The organism is Bacillus sp. SRL543, from assembly GCF_984799205.1.
Map to the genome: position 1 here is coordinate 4,202,822 of NZ_OZ481794.1, position 23,043 is coordinate 4,225,864.

A 23,043-nucleotide genomic window follows, 5' to 3' on the forward strand; every position below is an offset into this window, starting at 1 on the left:
CTACTTTATCTTTTGCTGATCAGCTCAGCAATTTTTTCGGAAGCTTTTCCATCTCCAAAAACTTCTTTGTATTGCGGTTCCACCTTTTTATTGACTGCATCCACAATCTTGGCAGTATCTGTCCCTGTCAGGATATTGGCCTCCCCCGCAAGGGTTTCAACCCATTCAGTCTGTTCCCTGACTGTTACGCAAGGAACCTTCATGAAGTAGGCTTCTTTCTGGACACCGCCTGAATCTGTAACGATTTTTTTAGAATTGGCCACTAATGTCAGCATATCCAGGTAGCCAACAGGATCGATAACTTTCAGGTTAGGGATATCTTCAAGGCTGATTCCATAAGAAGCAAGCTTGTGCTTTGTCCGCGGATGGATTGGCCAAACCTTCACTTCATCTATCTGTGAGAATGCTTCAAGGATGTTTTTCATATTATCAATATCATCTGTGTTCTCTGCACGGTGTATAGTAATCAGGTGATAGCCTTTTTCGGTCAGGCTGTTTTCTGTAAGGATTGCAGATTTCTCTGCTGCCAATTCGCGATTATACAGCACTGCATCATACATCACATCACCGATATTGAAGACATTTCGGGTAATGTTTTCATTCTTCAGGTTTTCAACAGCTGTATCGGTCGGGCAGAAAAGGAATTCAGACACATGATCGGTCATGATGCGGTTTACCTCTTCAGGCATCTTCTTATTGAAGCTTCTCAAACCTGCCTCAATATGAATGACCGGTACATGCAGCTTAGCGGCAACCAGCGCACCCGCAAGAGTTGAATTTGTGTCTCCATATACCATCAGATAATCAGGTGTTTCTTTTAATAGGATTTCTTCAATCTTTGCCAGCATTTCGCCTGTCTGCTTTCCATGGTTTCCAGAACCAACCCCTAATTGATAATGCGGCTTCGGGATATGGAGCTCTTCAAAAAAGATATCAGACATATTGGCATCGTAATGCTGTCCGGTATGGACGATGATTTCATCCATATGGCGGCTAAGTGCGCGCGACACAGGAGCAGCTTTAATGAATTGGGGTCTGGCCCCAAGGATAGTAAGTACTTTCATCAGGAATCACCTTTCAGGCTTTTAATATAGTCTTTAACCAAAAACGAATTTATATTATAAGGCTGTGTATATTTTATCCTATCCTGCTTAAAGGAAAGCTCAGCCAAGTATTTCGGATAGCTTTCATAAATCCCATACCATTCCATCGGTTCTGTATAATATTGCTGGTAAAGCTTCTTCTTGTTATACAGCTTCTTTGCAGTGTGGTAGAATGCTCCATACTTTTCTTTCAGAGAAGATTCCTTCCCAGCCGGCTGGGCGGGCTTTGGAAAATAATCAGGATACATTAAATGCAGCGTATAGTCGTATAAATATTTTTTAAAACGCAGGCTCACAGGGACCTTGAGGAAGAAATCCATCAGGCGGTCGTCCCAAAGAGGGATTTCCCAGTCTTTCTGGTAGTACTCATAAACCCTGACAGAATTGATGATGAACTTCGCCTGTCTCTCTTTCCAGTCCCAGTATTCAAATAATGCACTGGCCTCTTCATTGGACTGAAATGGAAGGCTCCCGAATGATTTTTTTATTTCTGCGGCTACATCTGATCCGTTCTCTTTGATTCCACGGCCCATATCCCATAGTTTATGATGCTTCTGGAGAATGAAATCTACCACATCATCCTGGGAAAACTTCCTGTCCTCCGTTATCTCGTAGGCTAAGTGGCTTCCCGCTATGAAATCACCAGAGTGGCCTGGGATGAATACATATTGATCATCATTTTCTTTGACAATCTGGGCTACTGCCGGCCAATCCTGCAAATGCGCCATAGATGATGCGTTTACGGAAAAATCGACATAACTCTTCCAATCTTCGGATTGATACCACTTTTCCCAGTTTTCTTTCTTGTATTCAATGAAAGTCCAATCAAATCCAAGCTTGCCGGCTATTTCTTTACTCACAAGCGATTCTTTATTGCCCTGCTTTCCATAGGTGAACGACTTAATATTTTCGACGCCGAACTCCTTAAGGAGAAGGGCAATGATCCGGGAATCATACCCCCCGCTTAGCGGCAGGATAGGCGTTTTGCCCTGGATGCGTTTTGAAAGATCTTCAAAGACCTTGTAAAATAGTTCCTTCAACTCCTGGCTGAATTCTTCAAGGGTCTTGTTTTTCGGGTGGTGGTAGTATTGGTAGTACTCTTTCTTCCCGATACTTCCATCCTCTGCTATTTTAACATAAGACCCTGCTTCCACCTGATAGAAATCGTTATAGAGAGTCCGGTCATTTGCAGTAAAACCTGTCAAGATGAATTCTTTAACTGAGGTTTCATTATAGCTTGTCCCGTTATGGCCGGAAATTTTATCTGTAATCAGCCAGCTGTCTCCTTCTTTGCCATAAAATAATGGGATGCTCCGTTTCCGGTCTGCAAGGGCAATAAGGCCATCTCCCGAATTGAAGATCATGGCAAATTCCCCTCGGAGTTCTGCCAGGTGCTCAAGGAAAAAGGTTGGAACACTGCAGATATCCAGAAGATTGTCTGCTGTATAAACTTTACCCCCATATTGTATATAGCCGCCGAAGTGGACGATGCCAAAAGGGAATTCCACTTCTTTTATTAAATGTTTATTATGAATGAGAATATGATGGTCCATTTCGTGATCACCTATCTACTGTAAAATTTCCTTCGCACGTTTTCCTCTGAGATCCTTATCAACACGTGACAGGAGAATGGTGGCTACGTAAGCGCCCCATATATAGAGGATATAGATGGAGGGCAGGCCGCCTTCCTGAATATAGACAATGGCAAAGACAGATGCAAGTGCCGACAAAAATAAAAATGCCATTTTTGCAAATGACACCGGTATAAAATACAGCTGCTGGCTTTTATAAAAGATATAAGTAATCGCTATCAGATACGAAACCAAATAAGCTGCAACACTTCCCCATATAGAGAAAGCCGGTATCAGCAAGAAGTTCAGCCCAATATTGATGACGGCTGCCATACCAAAAGCATACGATATAAGCTTTGTCTTCTTGGTAAAGAAAATTCCCACCGAAATGATCATATAGTAGAAATTCAGAAAAGTTACTGCAGATAATACAGCAACATATTTGTAGGCCTCATGATAATTATCACTTAAAAGAGTAATAATCCATGGCATGAAGGTTGCCACAAACAGGATGCCGAAACCGCCAACCAGCAGGATAGCATAATAAAGCTTTGAAAAGAGGACCGGACTGTCCTTTTTTTCTTTAAGCGACATGGAAAACGGCCTCCATGCCATCTGAACCCCGCTTGTCAGCAGAGTGATCAGGGTTGCAAATTTAATCGCCGTTCCGTAAATCCCCACTTCTTTGAATGAGGCAAATTCTTTCAGAAAAAATACATTGGCATTGACGATCACCCAGAATGCCAGTGATGCAGGAACAAGCGGTGCAGCATACTTAAGTATTTCCTTAAATATATCTTTGTTAAATGAGACTTTAAGGTACCGGATGCTGGGCTTTAAAAGCAGAAAGATGATTATTGCTCCGCTGGCAAGCCTGCCATACAGAATCCCCTCAACTGAAGGAGAAATGAACTTTAGGAAAGCATATGACAGCAAAGCGATCAGCAGCATCTTGAGAACCGTCGTGATGACAACCTTTTTTGTGAAAAAGTCATATCGCAGCACTGTCAATACAAGCGCAATCACAGTATCGAACAGCAGCACGCCTGCGGCTATGTACAATAGATAAAACAGGCTCGGATCATCCAGCATCACCTTAGACAGCCAAGGCCCTGCAGCCAGAACTGCAAGCCCTGTGATCAAAACGACCATTAGCCTGAAGCCCATCACTGTCCTGACATACTGCAGCTTTTTCTTTTTATCTTCAGTATCAAAATAATAATAAGCTAAAGCCGAGTCAGTTCCAAAGATAACAATGAAAGTGAGCATTGAAGTGATCCGGTCTAAATAATCCAGCACTCCATAGTCTGCAGGATCAGGCAGAAAAGAAGTGTAAATTGGCAGCATGATAAAAGCGATCAGCTTTGTTCCTACGTTCATAAATGCGTAAAGGAGCGAATCCGCTCCTAAACGCTTAATCTGGGCGAGCACCCTATAACAGCTCCCGGTCTTCTACATTGCGTACAAATTTTGCCGGAACGCCTTTAACAAGCGCCTTTGGCTCAGTATCTTTTGTCACTAATGCTCCGGCTGCTACGAAGGTCTCTTCTTCAATTGTGATTCCTGGAAGAATGATGGAGGCTCCGCCAACGCGGGCTCCTTTTTTCACTGTAGCACCCTTGATTTTATCAAAGCGCTCTTCTGTCCGCCCCATGAAGTTGTCATTGGTCGTCGTGACACAAGGAGCAATAAAGACTTGCTCCTCAAGGGTAGTATAGGCAGTGATATAAGAGTTGGATTGGATCTTTGTGCGTGTTCCAATCTTCACATAGTTTTCAACAGTGACTCCTCTGCCGACAATCACATAATCGCCAATTTCGACATTCTCCCTGACGCTTGCTAAATCAGCAATCAAAGTATTTGCTCCGATCACAGCACCCCTGTAAATGACGCAGTTTGCACCGATTGTCACTTCTTCGCCAATGGCAAGGGCAGGAATGTCGCCGTTCAATTTAACTGTGCTTGTTTTTGCCGGTTTCGGCGGCTTCCCCACCACTGCACCGTCAGCGATCGTTGTATGATCGCCAATAGTAGTACCTTCATGTATCGTTACCCTATTACCGACGATTACGTTTTTCCCAATCTTGACGTCTTTCTCGATTACTGAAAAATAGCCAACCTTAACGGATGCATCCAATGTTACTGAAGAATCGATAAAATTCATAACAGATCTCCCTTTAGGTATTGATTATAGTTTAATGTATTTGTTTGGCTTCTCTACATCTTTCAGTGCATTGCGTGTATCAAAGATCACTTTGCTTTCCTTCGCAATGGCAGCATAATCAAAATCGCTGTGGTCAGTTGTGACAAGGACAAGATCAGCTTCATTAAGAAGTTCGTTAGTCATCTCGACCGTCTCAATTTTTTTGCTGCAGGCTTTAAATGAAGATACATAAGGATCGACAACTTTGTAATCAGCACCATGATGCTCCAGCAGTTCAACAATTTTCAGGACTGGGGACTCACGCACATCATCGATGTCTTTTTTATAAGCAACCCCAAGTACTGCCACTTTGGCACCGCGGAGAGCTTTTCCATCTTCATTAAGGACCTGCATGGAACGTGTAATAACATACTCAGGCATGCTGTTATTGATTTCACCGGCTAGTTCGATCAGCCTTGTATGGTAGTTGTATTCACGGGCCTTCCAAGTCAGATAGAAAGGATCGATCGGGATGCAGTGGCCTCCAAGTCCCGGTCCAGGATAGAATGCCATGAATCCGTAAGGCTTTGTCTTTGCAGCATCTATCACTTCCCAAACATCAATCCCCATTTTCTCGCAGAGGATCGCCATTTCATTGGACAATGCAATATTGATATGGCGGAACGTATTTTCAAAAATCTTTTCCATTTCTGCAATGGCAGGGCTTGATACTTCATGTACATCACCTTCAAGTACATTGCGGTAAAGTGAAGCTGCCACTTTTGTACAATTTTCAGTGATTCCGCCGACAACTTTCGGCGTGTTTTTCGTTTTGAATTGCTTATTACCCGGATCTACACGCTCTGGGGAGTATGCGATGAATACAGTTTCACCTGTTACCAGACCTTTTTCTTCAAGGGCCGGCTTCACAATTTCCTCAGTCGTGCCAGGGTACGTAGTTGATTCGAGAACAACCAGCATGCCTTCATGTGCATACTTAGCGATTTCTTTGGAAGAACTTTCAACATATGATGTATCCGGCTGCTGATAGACATCAAGAGGAGTAGGCACACAGATGGCTGCTGCATCAACTTCCTGGATGCGGGCATAATCTGTTGTAGCAACAAGCTGGCCGCTCTTGATCATATCTGCCAGATCCTGGTCCACTACATCCCCGATATAGTTGATCCCCATATTAACTTGTTCAACCCTGGATGCCTGCACATCAAAACCGATGACTTTATAGCCTGCTTTAGCTTTTTCAACAGCAAGCGGCAATCCGACATAACCAAGGCCCACAACGCCGATGACAGCTTCTTTATTTTCAATTTTATTAATTAAAGATTCATAAGAATTCATTATATTCTTCTCCTTTATTGAATAAAGACTTTTTTTCCGGTTTCAGCGGATTCTAAAATAGACAGTATTAATTTTACCGGAGCCAAACCATCTTCGCCAGTTACAATTGGGTTACGATTTTCTTGCACAGCCTGGACCATATCTTCGATGATCCACTGGTGCCCTGGTTTCCCGAAAGGATCGGCCTTCACCTGTTCCTTGGCTGCCTGGCTTTCTTCCTCACTCACACCCTCGATATCCCAAGTCTCAATAAAGTTCGCAGTCCTGCCGCTGATCTTTACAGACGCTGTTTCACCGAAAATGGAAAGTGACTCTTCCAGGTTCTTTGGATAGATCGTTGTGGCTGCTTCAATGACGCCCAATGCACCGTTTTTGAATTGGACCACTGCAGCGGCTACATCCTCAGTCTCAATTTTCCGAAGACGGGTTGCTGCCATTGCCTGTACAGACTCAACCGGTCCCATCAGCCAAAGCATTAGGTCAAGGTCATGGATTGCCTGGTTCATAAGCACGCCGCCGTCAAACTCTTTCGTTCCGCGCCATTCTGCCTGGTCGAAGTAAGCCTGGTTACGATTCCAGCGGACAGTCGCATTTGCATGGCTAAGCTTTCCGAAAGCACCGGCATCCATCTGTTCCTTAAGAAGCTGGACAGCAGGACGGAAACGGTTCGGATGGACAACCGCCAGCTTCACTCCATTCTCCTTTGCATAGCCGATCATGTCGATTGAGTCCTGAAGCTTTAATGACATTGGCTTTTCAACGATGATATGCCTTTTATGCTCTGCGACAATTTTAGTTAGTCTTGCATGCAGCCCGGAAGGTACACAGATGTTTACAACATGGATTTCCGGATTTTCAGCAAGCATTTCGTTCAGGTCTGTATATTTTTTAACATTTTCTTTTTGTACTTCCTCAAGACGGCCAGGGTTTGTGTCACATACTGCAAACAAGTTTGCTCCCTCAGCATTTTCAATGGCATCCATATGCTTTTTCGCAATATGGCCCATCCCTACAATGGCAAAGTTAATCATGATTGTAATATCTCCTTGCTTCGATGATATATTTCCAAAAGATAAGGAATACAAGGGTGAAAAGGACACCCAGGATTAAGCCTGCAATGGTTAGTTCAGTTTTGTTTGTGTCTGCTTGGCTTATGTTGTTGACGATTACTGATGGTGGTTCAAAGGAAGAAAGATCATTTTCTACTCGCTGTTGCGCTACAATTGCCTCCGACCTCTGACTTTGAGCAGCAGTATAACTCAGTGTTAAATCTTGATATTGAGTTAGCGGAAGGTCCCTCTCAAGCATAGGTTGCATTGCATTAATGGAATCTTTTAGCTTACTAGCTCTGTCTTCAAGCTTAGCGCTATATTCCTCCGTCACTTCTTTCCGGAAGTTATAGTCCTTAACCAGTGCGCTTTCAATCCTTTCAGCCATGGCAGTAAGATCCTTTTCAAGCTCATCCCGGTCATCCTGCTTAATTTTAATCTTCACGTAGCTGTCACTGGAAACAAAGGCGTCGATTTCACCATCTACACCTTCACCAAAATTCGCAATAATATTGTCAGGATTAGTTAAAGCCTTCTGCTTAATGGAACCTGTAAACACAGTCGCATTGCCTGTATACTTCGCATCTGTGGAAATAACATAGGAAGCAGCAAATCCAATCAAAGCGAAAATAATGGGAATGATCAGGAAAGACCATTTCTTTGTCCAGAAAAATAATAAATACTCATATAAAACGAACTTTTTTTGTTCTGCCAATCAGAGCACCCCTTCTTTCGTCAGTCCTGCAAGAATGTATGTGTGTTTTTTTGAGCAAGTAAAGAAACGCCCCCTGCCGGCGACGTTCCTCCTATATTATTTGTTGAAGAATTGAGCAATCTTTTCTACTACATATTCCTGCTGCTCTGGCTTCAGTTCAGGGAACATCGGCAGTGAGAGTGCTTCTGCAGCTGCCTTCTCGGAAATAGGCAGATCCCCTTCTTTATAGCCAAGGTTTTGGAATACAGGCTGGACATGCAGCGGCAGGGGATAATAAATCATCGTTGCCACCCCTTCATCATTCAAGAAAGATTGCAGCTCATCACGTTTATCCACCCGGATTGTGTACTGGTGGAATACATGATAATTGCCTTCCTTCTCAACTGGAGTCGCTACAAGCTCTCCAAGTCTTTCATTCAGGAGCTTAGTATAGTAAGCGGCTCTTTCCCTTCTCATTTCACTCCAGTCATTCAAGTGAGGGAATTTCACATTCAGAACCGCAGCCTGCAGCTCATCAAGACGGCTGTTGTACCCAAGAACATGATGGTAGTATTTAGGCTTGCTTCCGTGCACGCGGATAACCCTGCAGCTTTCGGCAATCTCATCATCATTGGTAACAATCATGCCAGCATCGCCATAGGCGCCAAGGTTTTTTGTCGGAAAGAAACTGTAAGTTGCAGCTGTACCGAGCTCCCCAACAGTCTTTCCATTTTGCTTGGCTCCAATTGCCTGGGCAGCGTCTTCAATGACAGCAAGGCCATGCTTGTCGGCAATTTCACGGATGCTCTCCATATCTGCCATTTGACCATACAGATGGACAGGAATGATCGCCTTTGTTTTATCCGTAATGGCTTCTTCGATTTTTGCAGGGTCAATATTGAAAGTGACCGGGTCAATATCTACGTAAACCGGCTTCCCTCCCGCACGGACAATCGCGCCGCCTGTAGCGAAGAAAGTGAACGGAGTGGTAATGACCTCATCTCCGTCCTTCACCCCGGCTGCCTGCAGGGCTATATGTATGGCGTCACTTCCATTTCCGCATCCGATACCATGTGCCACATTGCTATATTCAGCTACATCTTTTTCAAGTTTCTTCACATTATCGCCAAGGATGAATCGGGAAGAGCTCATCACTTCATCGAGAACCTTCAGCATTTCATCTCTTAAGCCTTGGTATTGTTCACTAAGATCCAGCATAGGGATTTTCATAAAAGAATTCCTCCATTTTTGCGTTTGAAATACGATTTTTATTTTATCACAATGAAAGTCAAAATTAGACATAAATCGATATCCATTTATGACAAATTAAGAAAAACAGCAAAGCAAAGATATCAGGGAGCATATCTAAAATCATTTTTTCCTTATAAAAAGCCGTTTGCGGGTCGTCCACAAACGGCCTTTTTTATTGTCTGCCAGTAACTTTACGGTAAATCTTGATCACAGGCTTGTATCTTTCGTGAACAAGTCCAATGGTTTCTGCCAGTATTTCAGTTATGAGCAGCAGTCCAAATATTATGAGTAAACTGCCCCATAGTGTTTGTGTTGTAAATAGTATGGCACTTACGCTGAAAAGAATACCAAATGCGTAAATAGTCAGCACCGTTGTGCGGTGTGATAAGCCGAGTGCCAGCAGCCTGTGGTGCAAATGGGACTTATCCGGCGAAGAGATCGGTCTTTTATTAACAATTCTTCTTAATATTGCATAAGCTGTATCAAAAATGGGAACACCTAAAATGATGATCGGAACAATAAAACTGAACAGAGTCACACTTTTGTACAATCCGAGCAGGGACAAGATGGAAATTGAATATCCCAGGAATAACGCTCCAGTGTCCCCCATAAAAATTTTGGCCGGATGGAAATTATGGAACAGAAATCCAAGTGTGCTCGCAAGCAGGATCAGAGACATCATCAATATCATCGGCTTGCCTGCGATACCTGCAAGCAGGGCAATCGTTGCGATAACAATGGACGATATACCGGCAGATAAACCGTCGAGTCCATCAATTAGATTAATGGCATTGGTTATGGCAACTATCCAGATGACTGTAATTGGGTAGGTCCAGAAACTGAGATCAAATGTACCGACAAAAGGAATCGTCAAAAGGTCGATCGTTAGTCCGCTTCCAACCACGGCAGCTGCTGCAAGCAATTGGCCTGCAAGCTTATATTTCGCAGAAAGCTCATATTTATCATCCAGAATCCCTACAACGATGATAATGATTGCACCAACTGAAATTCCCGTTATCTTCTCGTTATGAAGGCCACCGACAAAGTAGCCTGCAAGAACCCCGATGAAAATGGCGAGCCCTCCAAGGCGCGGCATGATTTTGGAGTGGACTTTTCTCTGATTCGGTTTATCGACCGCCCCAATCTTATGTGCAAATCTTATCACCATCGGCGTAATCAATATTGAAACAGTAAAAGCGGCTATAAAAGCGGCTATATATTTAATATCCAAAGAAATCCACCTTTTTAGAAGATTTATATGGTGCCTTAAATTCAATCAGAATCATCGTATCACATTTCGTAAAGAATTCAATTATTTTCATTTTCCTAAATATTTCGACGAAGTGCATTTCCTTCTTTCCCTCTTATTATCACCTCAAACAGCCCTCAAGTCTCTATAAAATTTCGACCTCAAATGGAAATTCCCTCTAATATAGACGCGTAAACAAAAAAAAAGTTACAATCTCAAACATTATAAGAGATTATGTCAAAAATTAACTGAGGAATTGCCATAAAAATATATTATACTACATAATATGGTATAATTTAGCTAGAAATAAAGCTTAGGAGAGAGCAACATGATTTCATTAATGAAAAGAATATTTAATGAAGATTCCGCTGAACTCAAACGTCTATATAAACACGTAACTAATATAAACGGGCTTGAGCAAAAAATCAAAGCGCTGTCTGACAATGAATTGAAAGAATCGACATCATATCTGAAAGAAAAACTCGCCGGCGGTGCGACTGTCGAAGATATAAAAGAAGAGGCTTTCGCCATCGTGCGGGAAGCTGCCAAACGGGTGCTGGGATTACGTCACTATGAAGTCCAGCTCCTTGGCGGGCTGGTCCTGCTTGAGGGCGGCATCGCCCAAATGCAGACCGGCGAAGGAAAAACACTTGTCGCAACCCTGCCAAGTTACTTGAAGGCGTTGGAAGGCAAAGGGGTTCACGTCATTACTGCAAACGAATATCTTGCGAAAAGGGACTTTGAGCAAATGGGCAAGGTATTTACATTTTTGGGACTGGAAGCCGGGCTGAATATTTCGCAGATCAGCGAGCAGGAAAAGCGGCAGGCCTATGAAGCGGATATCACCTATGGTACCGGTACAGAATTCGGCTTTGACTTCCTCCGCGATAATATGGTTTCCAATATAGAAGAAAAGGTCCAGCGTCCCCTTCACTATGCAATTGTGGATGAAATTGACAGCATCCTTATTGATGAAGCACGGACCCCGCTTATCATCGCAAGCAAATCTGATATCGCAACAGAGCTATTTTACATTACCTCTGAAGTCGTTAAAGACTTCAAAGCAGGTGTAGAATATGACTTCTATCCTGAAACAAAACAGATCAATCTTACAGATGAAGGGGCCACTGCCTTTGAGAAGGCCTTCGGCTTGGAAAATCTGTATGATGCAGAACACCGTGAACTTCTGCACAACATCATGCAATCCCTCCGTGCCCATGTAGTCATGAGAAAAGATGTCGACTATATAGTCAAAGGAGACGAAATCCTCCTTGTTGACCAGTTCACAGGACGCATTATGGAGGGCAGGACATTCAGCGACGGGCTCCACCAGGCCATCGAGGCAAAGGAAGGCGTAACCGTCAAGGAAGAAAACCAGACACAAGCTTCTATAACTGTCCAGAACTATTTCAGGATCTATGCAACACTTTCCGGCATGACAGGCAGTGCCTTGCCTGCAAAAAAAGAGTTCTTTGAAACTTACTACCTCAAAGTTGTAGCGATTCCGACCAATATGCCTAACGCCCGTATAGACGAAGACCCTCTCGTATATGCAGATTACCAGTCCAAGGCATCCAAGATCGTTTCTGAAGTGGACAGGCTCAATACGCTCGGACGCCCTGTTTTGATCGGGACAACATCGATTGAGCAATCTGAAAAACTGTCTGAACATTTGACTGTAGCCGGGATTCCACATCGGATCCTGAATGCGAAAACAGAAGAAGACGAAGCAAAGATCATTTCTAAAGCGGGTCAGAAAAAGCAGGTGATGCTGTCCACCAATATGGCCGGGCGCGGAACCGACATCCTTCTCGATGAAACTGTGAAGGATCTAGGCGGCCTGCATATTATTGGGACAGAGCTGCATGAAAGCGCACGGATTGATATGCAGCTAAGGGGAAGATCCGGTCGCCAGGGTGACCCAGGCTCCACTCAATTCATCATTTCCCTTGAGGACGACATTTTCAACAGCTATGACAAAGAAGAATATGATAAGTGGAAAAAGAAGATCAAGACGGACAGCAGCGGCCTGGTCATCTCGCCGAATCCGGTTAAATTTGTAAACAAAGTGCAGGAAACAGTTGAGAGTTCCCACTTCTCTGCCCGTAATCACTTATTGAAGCTGGACGACGTTGTAGACCAGCAGCGTAAGATCATTTACAAAAAGCGGGATTATATACTGGAAGCAAGCAGTTTTAATGAAACACTGAAAGAATCTCTGAAAAAGCATTTAGAAAAGCTGGTCGACCAGTACTGCCCTGAGATCCAGCTGCCGGAAGATTGGGCCATCGGGGGTCTGTATGAAGAACTGGCCATGATCCTGGGAGAAATCCCTTTTGCGGAAAATTCACTGGAAGGACTTGAAAAGAAAGAAATTCAAGTCAAACTGGACGAGCTGTTTGAAGAATACACTAAGGTTTTGGATTCACTGGAAGATCATGCAGAATTCCAGAATCAGATCAAACTCATGATGCTTCAGACCCTGGACCGCTCCTGGGTTGTCCATATGGATATTATGGTCCAAATGCGTGAAGGCATCAATATCCGAGGCTACGGCCAGGAAGATCCATACAGGCTTTATGAAATGGAAAGCTTTGATGAGTTTATGCACTTCCTCGCAGAACTTGATGCAAAGTACAGCAGGCAGGCCCAATATTATATCAGGCAATTTCTTGAAGAATAGAGTTTAACAACAGGGAGGAGACGATTATGGGATTATTCAGCAAGAAAAAGAAACATGCAGAGCAAACGCCAGAAGATGTCCCTGCTCAAGGCGGGCAAGGCGGAGACCCAAACACTAATCCCGAAGAAGGAACGGGTATTAAAACGGAATTATCCTACCATCCGGAATGGGAGCTTACTCCCCAGGAAAAGTATGTGTTCCAATATAATCACCAAAAATTGCCCGGGCTTCAGCCCAATCAGCTCTCGATCAATGGCATCAATCTTTATGAATACGAGGACGGCTTTGTTGTGACAGCTTTTCTGCAGAGCACGCTTCCCAAGCCGGTTTCTTTTGAAATCATGGATTTGGTCATTGTAGATGAAGAAGGCAAGCCGCTGGCACGGAAAAGCTTTGAAATGGATTTATTCGGAGAACTTCCTCCACAGACCAGCAGGCCTTGGAGATTCCTTTTCAATAATGAAAACAAACTCACAGAGGACATTCCTGCTAAGAGCTGGAAGCTTGTTTTTGAACTGAAGCAAAAATCACTTGCCGGCCTCGAGCTTGATCTTGAGGAGAGCTGGAAAGAGTCGCTGGGTGATGACCAAAAGAATAAATTGCAGGAGTTCGTCAAGAACCTTCCTCCTTTGAAGGAAGGGGAAGTGAACTTCATGGGCCTTGAGGCAAGGCAATCCGAAAACAGAAGCATCCCAGTGACCCTGCTGGTCCGTAATGCAAGCAACAGGAGCATCTTCCTTGAACATCTCCCGCTTGCACTCGAAGATGCTTCAAACGAAATCGTTGCCCAGGCAGGCTTTGCGCTCAATAATCTTGAAGTAAAGCCTCATACCTGCAAACCATGGACCTTCGTATTCCCTGAAGAAGCGATCAAAAAAGAGCAGATTGACCTCAGCAAATGGAAGGCATATGTGCCGAGCCAATAAAAAAAGTCATTTCCCCTTGGGGGAAATGACTTTTTTTATTGGCTGTGGGGTCAGACCCCTACTTTGGAACTATTTTTATAGAAGTTACGATCCATTCATTATTAATATAATCGATTGTTGCTACAAAATCATTATTTCCATCCACATCGCTTTCCTGGTATTGTATAATTTTATACTGGCGTTCGTTTATTTTTTCAGTCTCATAAGGCAAAAAATCCCAAAACATCATCGGTGGCTCTGTATGATTTATATACACTCCGTCTGATTGTTCATAAAATACATAGCCGTAATGGTAAGCTGCAAGTTCTTTTTTCATGACTCCATTAAATTCACTGAACAAGTCATCCAAGGAATTGTATGAAGTCATTTTATAATCCTCCGTCGTCTCACTTGTATAAATCTTTTCCTCAATGGACCTTATTTGAGAAAAAATCTTCAAAACATCCGGGCCTTTTACAGGAGTATCCTTCTCCTGCTGTTCCGGGGAATCTTTCTTAGGGGCTTCTACAGCCTTTATTTCCTTTTCAGCAGTGTCTTCCTCTTCTTCATTGCTTTCCTGAACAGCGGCCTTGCTATGATCCTCATTATGCGGTTTATTCGGCGGCTCACTCGTATTAGGTTTCTCTATGTTATTTTCAGGGATCAAAGAATCAAACCCTTTTTGCTCTAAAATGGATGCAGTAATTTTAAGCATTTCTTCCTTAGAAAGATTGCCTTCCTGCTCTACTGCCTGATAAAATCCCTCATCTTCCCATAGGATAAGTGAATGTTTATCAGTGAATTGATAGAAAGTCCCTGTCAGGCCGCTGGCAAGCTGTATTTCCTCAGTAACAGCCTTTTCATCTTTAACAGGATGCTTTTTTTGCATTTTATAAGCAAAAAACTCTGCCTTATTTAAGCTATTTTCATAAACATGTTCATAAAGTTCATCATCACCAGCATGTACATGCTTATGAGTGTATGATTCCGGAATATATTTCGGCGGCACCAAAATAGGCTTTTTCTCTTCTGCTGCCTGCTGTTTTATATGAACAGAATCGGTTGTAGGATTGCCGGTGCCGTCTGAAATATAAGCAAAAATCCCTGCCGCTGATGCAACTGCGAAAGCCCCGCTCAAAAATATTGGGACCATCCTCTTTATTGGTGCCTGTTTATTTCTTTTACGGGTCGTTAGTTCGTTTAACACAGTTCTCTTCATTTCATTTGTGAATTCAAATCCTTCTAACTCGCTTTCAAGCATTTGACTTTTGATCCTGCTCATTTCCTTTTCCATAAAAGTAGTCCTCCCCCCTGTCCTCAACGATATTTTTTAACAGCTTTTTCCCCTTGAGCATGCGGGATTTAACTGTATTCAAATTCAAGCCGCAAACCTCGCTGATTTCTTTCTGAGACAGTTCCCTGAAATAGTAAAGGAAAATGACCTCCCGATATTTAACAGGCAGCCTGAAAACAGCATCAACAAGCTCATTCCGTTCAGCTTCTTGGATATATTCGTTTTCAGCTCCTGATTGGCTCGATGTGAAAAATGAAGATATATAATCAGTCACATGGATTTTGCGGTTATACCAGCTTTTTAAGTAATCTTTGCAGTGGTTGACTGCCACCCTGTACATCCAAGTCTCCAAAGCTGATTCTTCTTTGAAGGAATCAAGCTTTTCATAACATTTTATAAATATCTCCTGTGCCAAATCCTCTGCTGTCTGCCTGTTTCGCACATAAGAGTAGGCAAGGTGAAGGACTTCTGTACCATAGCGGTTCATCAGATCAGTAATGATTTCTTTTTTATTCAATTTTCTCCCCCTCCCGCAATAATTTACAGGAATATCAATACTTTGTTTATTTTACAAATTTTAGACGATCTTAAGGGAAGAAAAGTTTAAATAGTTTGTGGTAATTATAACCAGAAGGCCTGTCTTATTGAAAAGACAGGCCTTTAAGTCTTATTTTAAATTTAATGATGCAATATACCCGACCTTATTGGTCCCCAGGATCTGGACTTTGTACCATGCAAAAAGATTGAGGTTGTTCTTGATATCTTCAAACGTGCCGTCCAGGATAATGACCTTCGTCCCAGCCGGGTGAGGATCATCCTTACCGTCAGTGGAAGGCTGCTGCCTAAGATTCCCTTCGCTGGATAAAGTCACAACATCCCCAGCCTTGTACAGCTCTGTCGATTTTGTTTTGCTGGCAGTCTGGTAAAGCATCTTTCCTTTGAAATCCATTAAACCGTTTGGATAAGTGATAGATAGCTGTGCCTCAGGTATAAGGGAAGGATGAACCTGCCCGTATCTCCCCATGTTCTCAAACACTTTTTCCTGATAAGTCTGGCCGGCAGCACGCGCGGGATCATTGGTGAACGATAGGCCGTTATATGCCAATATAGCAAAATACCAGTTCTCCAAAATATCTTTTTCGTTGCCATTAATGATAGGAGTCCGGCTGCCGCCGTAGTCCCATTTTGACAGTAATATTTCAGTACCCTTTTCAATATTGTATAAAGTGTCATATTGCAAGCGTTGGAGATTATATTCGCTGTCACCTTCTCCCAATGTTACCTGCATGATCCCGATACCGCCGTCCAGTGACACAAAGGGACTGCCATCGTCGTTAAACTGCCGGAAGTCTTGATTCTCCGTAATGGCTATCGCTTTTAACACCTCTGGCGGAATACCATGCTTTCTAGCTTCGGCTGTTAGGGCCTTTTTTATATCCTGGACAGACAACTCTACCTTTTCAGGTACATCAGTATCTCCCAAGCTATATTTCTTACCCAGCTCGTTGAATCTTAATTTCAAATTTTCACGGTGCGCATCAGGTTTTACTGACGGAAGGAGCAGTTTAACGTCATTAAAGTATTCCATGGCACTTGCCCTGTCGCCAGCTGCAAGAGCAGCTTCCATTTCATCCAGTTCCATTTTGACAGTAATGGCATTCTTAATGCTGTTGCGGACTGTTTCAGCACTGTTTTTGTAGTTGTTTCTGATCAGATCCCTCGTCGACTGTCCATATACTCGATCAAGGAGTACTCCCTGTTTCCTTATCTCTGAAGATAAAGAATGATAGGCAGCTTCAAGTTCTTCGTTTACTTTGTTTGATTTTATAAGAACTGAGAGTTGATTCTTCTTCTCTGTAATCTTCTCACCAGCTGTAATGGCGTCGATATAAGACATAGCTCTATTTATATGAAGCATTGATTCTTTTTCAAGTGTACTTCTTAGTGATGCAGCATTTGCAGGCTTGCTTGAATTAATCATTGCCAGAGCCTTTGCATGAGAGTCCTTAGCATCATTATACTGCTTCCATGGCCTTGTCTTGCCATCCCCGGATCCTTCAATTGAAATAGCCCATTTCAGAACGGTGGCCTTGTTTTTTGCATCAGTCATATAAGCGTTTAAGTTTGACGCTCCCAGGGTATTTTTGGGAATAAGAGAAAATGCCATCAATAACACTAGCATTCCAGCTATCAGTTTTTGCACTCTATTATTCAAAATAGTCTCCTCCTCAAAATAAAAGCCTCCAAACAAGGAGGCATGAAATTTTTATAGTTCGTAGTAGTCAATATGCTCCGGCATATTTGTAATATACATGCTGCTTCCGAGTCCGTATTGGCCTCCGTACATTGTATCATAAACATAAACACGGTATTTTTCGCCAGGTTTCAGAATCCTGACCATTTCTAATTTATTGCTGCTGTTTCGTTTCCAAAGATTAATAGGTTTCTTGACTTCCACTATGCCGATTTGGCCGCTCTTAACAGCAAGGCCGCGGAAATTTCCATCAGCATGAAGGGAAGCTGCTTTCGGAGCATCCTGGACGTATCTTTTGGCACCCAGATATCTGCTCTTCCAGTAATATGGATCTTCAATGCTGCTGATTGAAATTCCTTTGGTGGCGTCAGCATGGATAAACTGGCTGTCCCCAATATATATACCTGAGTGAGATGGACCCGGTTTATATGTTTCAAAGAACACGGCATCCCCGGGCTTCAAGTCACTTTTCTCAACAGGTGCGCCTGCAGAAAACTGATCTGAAGAAATCCTGGGAAGATCAACATTGTATTGGTTGTATACATAGCTCAAAAATCCGGAACAGTCAAAGCCTGAAGTTGTTGCCCCCCCATATACATAAGGAATTCCTATAAAATTTTTGCTGTAGCTCACAATATCTTCGTTTAAACTGGATGCTTGTGCATTTGCCGCCCCTGCAAAAATGGGCAAAACTAAACTTGCAGATAGAACTAATTTCGCTAATCTTCTCATATGTACCCCCAAAATGATAAAAATGCTGTCAATTTTTATCTCTATGAAGGTAATTTTACCTTATTTTCTGTTATTTTCTTATTTCAATTATATTAAAAAAGCCCTCTAATATTTCATTTATATTACAAATGAATAGAATTAGAGGGTTCTTTGTTCCTATTTAGGAGTAAAGTAGTTTTGTGAATAGTAAGGAAGTCCTTCTTTATCTGTAAAAGCAACACCAATCCCAAGTTTTCTCCACTTTGGGTCAAGAATGTTTTTTCTGTGCCCCATAGAATTCAGCAGAGCTTCATGGGCAAATATACTGCTATAATAACCCATCGCTATATTCTCCCCTGCAGAGGAGTAGCGCACTCCTTCTCTCGTCATTCTCGTAAATGGGGTTTCTCCCCGAAGATTATTATGGGCAAAAAAGTTATGATCGGCCATATCTTCGCTGTGCTTGCGTGCAGAACGATCAGCAAGTGTATCTCTCGTCACAGCTCCGAGCCCATTCCTTACACGTATGCTATTGGTTAAATCAAACATTGTGCGTTCAAAAGCAAGCTGAAGGCTGACCGTAGGAGGACCAAAGAACCCTTGCTTCCTCTCTTCCATTTCCTGTTTCAATACCTGGACTGCTGTTACCTTTCCAGCATTGTGGACATCGTAAAATACTGCAGCTATATTTCCTTTGATAGAGAAATAATCTTTTTCTGCAGTTTGTTCAAAATTGTAGCGGGTATATCCTTTAACAATATAGCTTATAGGGCTTCCCAGACTATTCCTCGCATCGGCCTTGGAAGAGCCAACCGTAATACCCGATCCGCTCTTTAGCTGTCCGGAATTAGTGTAAAAACCTTCAACCTTATTAGCCTTATCATAGGAAACAAGAATGAAATTTTTATAATTTTGGTGATATACATACCACTGGGAACTGTATTCATTGAGCTGCCTATCCTTCTCTTTGCCCAGAAGCCTTTCCACATCCGCCTTGGCAGTGCCTACCGTTATGCCGCTGACCGAAAAAACATCATCATTTTGGCAGTTCAGCAGACTCAGCTTAGCCTTTGAAGGAGTCTGATAAAGAACACTGCTGTCTTTCTTGACAAATAGCCCTCCGCCTAAACCATAGTATCCATTTTTATAAGAATAGACACGATATTCTGCCTCTTTCAATAGCAATTTTGCCGGTTTTATGCTGCTGTTCATCGAATAGCTTTGTACATTATTTAAAATGGTCACTTTTCCGATCTGCCCATGTTTCAGTTCGGTCTTTCCCCACATGACTTTATCAGGACAGCTTTCGGCAGAAGAAGCATGTAACTGGAACCCGAAAATGGCGCAGGCGAATAAGGCAAACAATAATACTAGCCTTTTCAAAAATAATCCCCCTATCATTTTTCTTTTTTCTATAGACATCTTTTTGCTGATTGAAACATACCAATCACAGATTGTTCACTCAAGCGGCAAAAGTATGAACTTTCTAAAGGGAATGAAACTATAACAAAAGGCCTGACCCGGCTGAAGATAATATCCTCAGCCATCAGGTCAGGCCCCTTTTTTACTTATGAGAAATCAGGCCAGTTCTTTTGATAGCGATCACCCTTAATTTGTTCAAGGGTTCTGTATCTGAACGGCATCATATCGCCGGCGTCCTTGTCCACATATTCCAGCGCAAGTTCCAGGGGAATAAGGTTAAATTGATCCTTCACTTCTGACAGGAAAAAGGCGTCCTGTATTTTGCCGCTCTTTTTAGAATCAATTAACAGAAATGCCGGGTAAAATGTGCCGTCTTTAGCTTCCAGGACCGCTTTGGCGCTCAAGAACCCTTTCGGCTCTTTCTCAATGTTATCATTCGCTGTTTTATCCAAAGCCTTTTGAGCCCAGACCTGGCGCTTATAGCCTCCAATTATTTTGGGAGGTTCCTTCTCAAACTGCTTCCTGATTTCATCAATGTTATTATGGCTTGGTCTTAATGACATTCTTTTCCCTCCAAAGAAAAAGGGTTCTGTAAATTAATATCTATTTAATGAAAACAAAACATTATCGCTTGTAATAGAGTACCATAACCCCTGATACAAATCAAACCAATGAAAAAAGGGGTCAGACCCCTACTTTAGACCCACAAGCCAACAGGGGTGCTAAGTAAGGGGCCAGACCCTATTTATATACTGCCTGAATCTGGTCTATATAGATAATTCCACCATTTTTATTAGAATCGCTGACTTCCATGTAGCGTACTGGTGTGTCAATTGACAGCGGGAGTGCCAAACCTTGCGGAACCGCTGCTTCGACATACTTCCAGCCAGTCCAGTTCAGATCTTTTGTGAAATCAAGCTGGATATCTTTATTCTTTCCATCGCTAAGCTGCATTCTCAGCCAATGCCCATTGCCGTCGCCGAAAACCCACATTCCAATTTTCTTAGGATAGCCCTTTATCTGGATTGGCCTGGCCGCATCAATATATGCACCTGAAGTGCCTGATGTACCATTGAACTCATATGCAAGCTTTGCAGCGTATTTTCCTGTCTTGCTTTGTGCGGCAGAAGACTCTGCACTTACACTTTTATATCTTGCTCCTGAGGCTTTATAATTTCCAAACCCTGATTCAAAGCCTTCAAGCAGGATTGGCTCAGGAGTGCCGACTGTCACATTGATTCTAGCTGATAATTTCCCATGGCTAACGGTAATGGTCCCCGTTCCATTGGCATTTCCTGCTTTAAACTCCCCATTTGTTATTGTTCCAATATTGGGTGAAACGCTCCATTTAAAAGCAGAAGGATCTGTCAGTACAGCCTTGCCCTTGTAAATACCCTGAGGCATTATTTTGTAAGAGTTATTCTTTTCGACAATTATATCTTTCTCCTGAACTAGCAGCTGATCAAGAGTATTGATGATCTTGACTTTGACTTTTCCGGAGATCCCTCCAGCGGTTACAGTCATTTCGCTGCTGGCAGTATTCCCTAATGCTGTATAGCTGCCATCCGCATTTTTCCTTAATGCCGGCGAGGTGAATGCTACGGGCTGGGGTACCGGTACTGCATTATAAAAGCGGTCCATTCCTTTAATAGTCATCCCCATATTGCTTTGGGTATATGTCGCGCCCGCAAACAGGGTCACTTCTTCCGGTGACAGGATCAGCTGATTAAGAGGACCGTTCAGATATTTGCTGATAAACAGCAGGGAATTAGACACTGATCTTTCCCTGCCATCTGAAGGACTGTTCTGAATCGTTACCTGGCTGTCTCCATATTCTCTGGAGACGAGGGTGGAAGATCCTCCACCGTCAAAAGTGAACGCATTAACTGCTCCTAAGTCTTTCATCAAAGCAGCCACTTCAGTAAGGCTTAAACCGACACTTTGTGAAGTACGCCCATCAATAACTGCCGTCACGATGCTTCCATCTGCTTTAATACCGATAGCAGATCTGGGATGCACACCTGCAACGGTCTGCGGAATAACTTTTCCGTTCCTTACAAGATGGTACCTTCCACTGATCGCCTCTTCGACCTGGTTCCAATCAGCTGAGTCGAATAACGCGCTTACCTCTACCTTATCGCCCGCCTTCACTGTCGCCAGATATTGACTGGCAAGATGATGGCCGGAGAGAATGAATTCTCCCTCGTTCAGTTTCTGGTCCCCGGCACCTTGGATGACTTTTGTTACGGTACCAGTCAATACACTATGCCCGTTCAGCTGCCCTGAATCGATTTTCACCACTGCTTCAGTTCCAAGCTCATTGGTTTTAGTAGAGCTTGCAAAAAAAGGTGTATACAGGACAAGGTTGTTGGCAAGCCTCTTTCTGTTTACAGAGTTAATTGTATACGGTGACTGCCCATTGATTTGCACCGACAACTTCAGGTCGGGACTTCCGATCAGCGGCTTGCTGTCCTTGGTGACCCCAAACACAGCTAGTTGAAGGAGCGGCGTCTGGCTTGTCGTTACAATGTTACCCTTATGTACCATTAGGTCAACAGGATGTCCATTGCTGTCAAAATAATCCCCATTGATCCCTGCAACTACATGATTGGCTGGGGCCTGATTTCTGTTAGCCTGCTTGGAGACCTGTTCAAAGCCGAACAGCTGGTCATTAGCCAAGGCTGTTTCCATTGCAATTTTTTCTGTTTTCCCATCATATTCTACAGCATAAATCTTCTGCTTTCCGCGATTGCTGTCGACAGCCAATTCTGTCTGTGTAACCCCTGGTGCTATCGTTTTGGAGTTTTGGCTGGTGACTTTACCAATTGACAGTTTTGATACAGGCGCCGGTGCGTTGCCTCCGCCTTCCGCTGCTTCAAGCTCAGCAAGCTTTCTTTTGGAAGGGGTCCTGTAGTCCACATACCCTGCTATCTTCGTTATATAATAACCTCCGCCAAGTCCATACTGGCCTCCGAAAAGATTATCATACCTGTAGACACGGTACTGCTCCCCAGGCTTTAATACTCTTTCATAAACCAGCTTATCTCCAACCCGTTTCCAGAGATTAATAGGCTTAATGACCTTTATCTTTCCTATTTGCCCCTTTACCATAAGCAAACCATCCCAATACACCTTATTGGAATTGGCCTCGGCCGGCGAATGCATTCCCATAATCAGTGCGGCAGCTACAACTACATTAACAAACCATTTTTTCCGCATTATTCCTCTCCTTTTAAATATTACATTATCATTATATGACAAAATACCAACTAATTGGACAAAAACTTCCAATCTTCCCCTCTTATCCTACTAAAGTAGGGGTCTGACCCCAAAAAAACTGCACCCTGAAAGGGTG

At 43.0% G+C, this 23,043-nt stretch carries 18 protein-coding genes; 2 read left to right on the plus strand and 16 right to left on the minus strand.

What is annotated here, in order from left to right:
• Positions 1–5: 5 nt before the first annotated feature.
• The 9 genes from wecB to AC4E8B_RS21520 form a co-directional block, all read right to left on the minus strand.
• Positions 6–1,064: a non-hydrolyzing UDP-N-acetylglucosamine 2-epimerase gene (gene wecB / locus AC4E8B_RS21480; protein ID WP_490215463.1), complete on the minus strand. Its 1,059-nt coding sequence runs from the start codon at positions 1,062–1,064 to the stop codon at positions 6–8.
• Entirely contained in the window at positions 1,064–2,656 is a 1,593-nt protein-coding gene (locus tag AC4E8B_RS21485; RefSeq protein ID WP_490215465.1) for an asparagine synthase-related protein, read from the minus strand. The genes wecB and AC4E8B_RS21485 overlap by 1 nt, the downstream gene beginning before the upstream one ends.
• Positions 2,657–2,671: 15 nt before the next feature.
• Complete coding sequence (locus tag AC4E8B_RS21490) at positions 2,672–4,105, minus strand: lipopolysaccharide biosynthesis protein (RefSeq protein ID WP_490215466.1); 1,434 nt, start codon at positions 4,103–4,105, stop codon at positions 2,672–2,674.
• A 1-nt stretch (position 4,106) separates the two neighbouring features.
• Complete coding sequence (locus tag AC4E8B_RS21495) at positions 4,107–4,838, minus strand: acyltransferase (RefSeq protein ID WP_490215468.1); 732 nt, start codon at positions 4,836–4,838, stop codon at positions 4,107–4,109.
• A gap of 24 nt (positions 4,839–4,862) precedes the next feature.
• Positions 4,863–6,176, minus strand: coding sequence for a nucleotide sugar dehydrogenase (locus tag AC4E8B_RS21500; protein ID WP_490215469.1), 1,314 nt, complete (start codon positions 6,174–6,176; stop codon positions 4,863–4,865).
• Between the two features lie 14 nt (positions 6,177–6,190).
• The gene (locus tag AC4E8B_RS21505) at positions 6,191–7,207 is read right to left on the minus strand and encodes a Gfo/Idh/MocA family protein (RefSeq protein ID WP_490215471.1); all 1,017 of its coding nucleotides are present in this window, start codon (positions 7,205–7,207) and stop codon (positions 6,191–6,193) included.
• Positions 7,200–7,940 carry a hypothetical protein gene (locus AC4E8B_RS21510; RefSeq protein ID WP_490215472.1) on the minus strand — a complete coding sequence of 247 codons (741 nt, stop codon included), beginning with the start codon at positions 7,938–7,940 and terminating at the stop codon, positions 7,200–7,202. Before AC4E8B_RS21510 ends, AC4E8B_RS21505 begins: the two co-directional genes overlap by 8 nt.
• A 96-nt stretch (positions 7,941–8,036) precedes the next feature.
• Entirely contained in the window at positions 8,037–9,149 is a 1,113-nt protein-coding gene (locus tag AC4E8B_RS21515; protein ID WP_490215473.1) for a DegT/DnrJ/EryC1/StrS family aminotransferase, read from the minus strand.
• Positions 9,150–9,342: 193 nt separating this feature from the next.
• The gene (locus tag AC4E8B_RS21520) at positions 9,343–10,401 is read right to left on the minus strand and encodes a glycosyltransferase family 4 protein (protein WP_490215475.1); all 1,059 of its coding nucleotides are present in this window, start codon (positions 10,399–10,401) and stop codon (positions 9,343–9,345) included.
• A gap of 346 nt (positions 10,402–10,747) precedes the next feature.
• Between AC4E8B_RS21520 and secA2 the strand changes: the two genes are divergently transcribed.
• Positions 10,748–13,102, plus strand: a complete 2,355-nt coding sequence (gene secA2, locus AC4E8B_RS21525) for an accessory Sec system translocase SecA2 (RefSeq protein WP_490215477.1) — start codon at positions 10,748–10,750, stop codon at positions 13,100–13,102.
• 26 nt (positions 13,103–13,128) lie between these two features.
• Positions 13,129–14,028 (plus strand): accessory Sec system S-layer assembly protein, encoded by a 900-nt coding sequence (locus AC4E8B_RS21530; RefSeq protein ID WP_490215478.1) that lies wholly within the window; start codon positions 13,129–13,131, stop codon positions 14,026–14,028.
• Positions 14,029–14,086: 58 nt separating this feature from the next.
• Here AC4E8B_RS21530 and AC4E8B_RS21535 read toward each other — a convergent pair whose 3' ends face one another.
• The 7 genes from AC4E8B_RS21535 to AC4E8B_RS21565 form a co-directional block, all read right to left on the minus strand.
• Entirely contained in the window at positions 14,087–15,301 is a 1,215-nt protein-coding gene (locus AC4E8B_RS21535; protein ID WP_490215479.1) for a DUF4367 domain-containing protein, read from the minus strand.
• Positions 15,261–15,818 (minus strand): sigma-70 family RNA polymerase sigma factor, encoded by a 558-nt coding sequence (locus tag AC4E8B_RS21540; RefSeq protein WP_490215481.1) that lies wholly within the window; start codon positions 15,816–15,818, stop codon positions 15,261–15,263. Before AC4E8B_RS21540 ends, AC4E8B_RS21535 begins: the two co-directional genes overlap by 41 nt.
• Positions 15,819–15,968: 150 nt before the next feature.
• Entirely contained in the window at positions 15,969–17,516 is a 1,548-nt protein-coding gene (locus AC4E8B_RS21545) for a hypothetical protein (protein WP_490215482.1), read from the minus strand.
• Between the two features lie 51 nt (positions 17,517–17,567).
• Positions 17,568–18,188, minus strand: coding sequence for a C40 family peptidase (locus AC4E8B_RS21550; RefSeq protein WP_490215483.1), 621 nt, complete (start codon positions 18,186–18,188; stop codon positions 17,568–17,570).
• Between the two features lie 255 nt (positions 18,189–18,443).
• Entirely contained in the window at positions 18,444–19,649 is a 1,206-nt protein-coding gene (locus AC4E8B_RS21555) for a CAP domain-containing protein (protein ID WP_490215485.1), read from the minus strand.
• A 185-nt stretch (positions 19,650–19,834) separates the two neighbouring features.
• Entirely contained in the window at positions 19,835–20,251 is a 417-nt protein-coding gene (locus tag AC4E8B_RS21560; protein WP_490215487.1) for a hypothetical protein, read from the minus strand.
• 178 nt (positions 20,252–20,429) lie between these two features.
• On the minus strand, positions 20,430–22,907 hold the full coding sequence (locus AC4E8B_RS21565; RefSeq protein ID WP_490215488.1) for a phosphodiester glycosidase family protein: 2,478 nt from the start codon (positions 22,905–22,907) through the stop codon (positions 20,430–20,432).
• Positions 22,908–23,043: the final 136 nt, after the last annotated feature.

Coding starts and splice junctions, on each gene's coding strand:
- wecB (WP_490215463.1), bottom strand. CDS start 1,064: ATGAAAGTACTTACTATCCTTGGGGCCAGACCCCAATTCATTAAAGCT.
- AC4E8B_RS21500 (WP_490215469.1), bottom strand. CDS start 6,176: ATGAATTCTTATGAATCTTTAATTAATAAAATTGAAAATAAAGAAGCT.
- secA2 (WP_490215477.1), top strand. CDS start 10,748: ATGATTTCATTAATGAAAAGAATATTTAATGAAGATTCCGCTGAACTC.
- AC4E8B_RS21560 (WP_490215487.1), bottom strand. CDS start 20,251: ATGTCATTAAGACCAAGCCATAATAACATTGATGAAATCAGGAAGCAG.
- AC4E8B_RS21505 (WP_490215471.1), bottom strand. CDS start 7,207: ATGATTAACTTTGCCATTGTAGGGATGGGCCATATTGCGAAAAAGCAT.
- AC4E8B_RS21530 (WP_490215478.1), top strand. CDS start 13,129: ATGGGATTATTCAGCAAGAAAAAGAAACATGCAGAGCAAACGCCAGAA.
- AC4E8B_RS21515 (WP_490215473.1), bottom strand. CDS start 9,149: ATGAAAATCCCTATGCTGGATCTTAGTGAACAATACCAAGGCTTAAGA.
- AC4E8B_RS21485 (WP_490215465.1), bottom strand. CDS start 2,656: ATGGACCATCATATTCTCATTCATAATAAACATTTAATAAAAGAAGTG.
- AC4E8B_RS21565 (WP_490215488.1), bottom strand. CDS start 22,907: ATGCGGAAAAAATGGTTTGTTAATGTAGTTGTAGCTGCCGCACTGATT.
- AC4E8B_RS21535 (WP_490215479.1), bottom strand. CDS start 15,301: ATGGAAAAGGAAATGAGCAGGATCAAAAGTCAAATGCTTGAAAGCGAG.
- AC4E8B_RS21495 (WP_490215468.1), bottom strand. CDS start 4,838: ATGAATTTTATCGATTCTTCAGTAACATTGGATGCATCCGTTAAGGTT.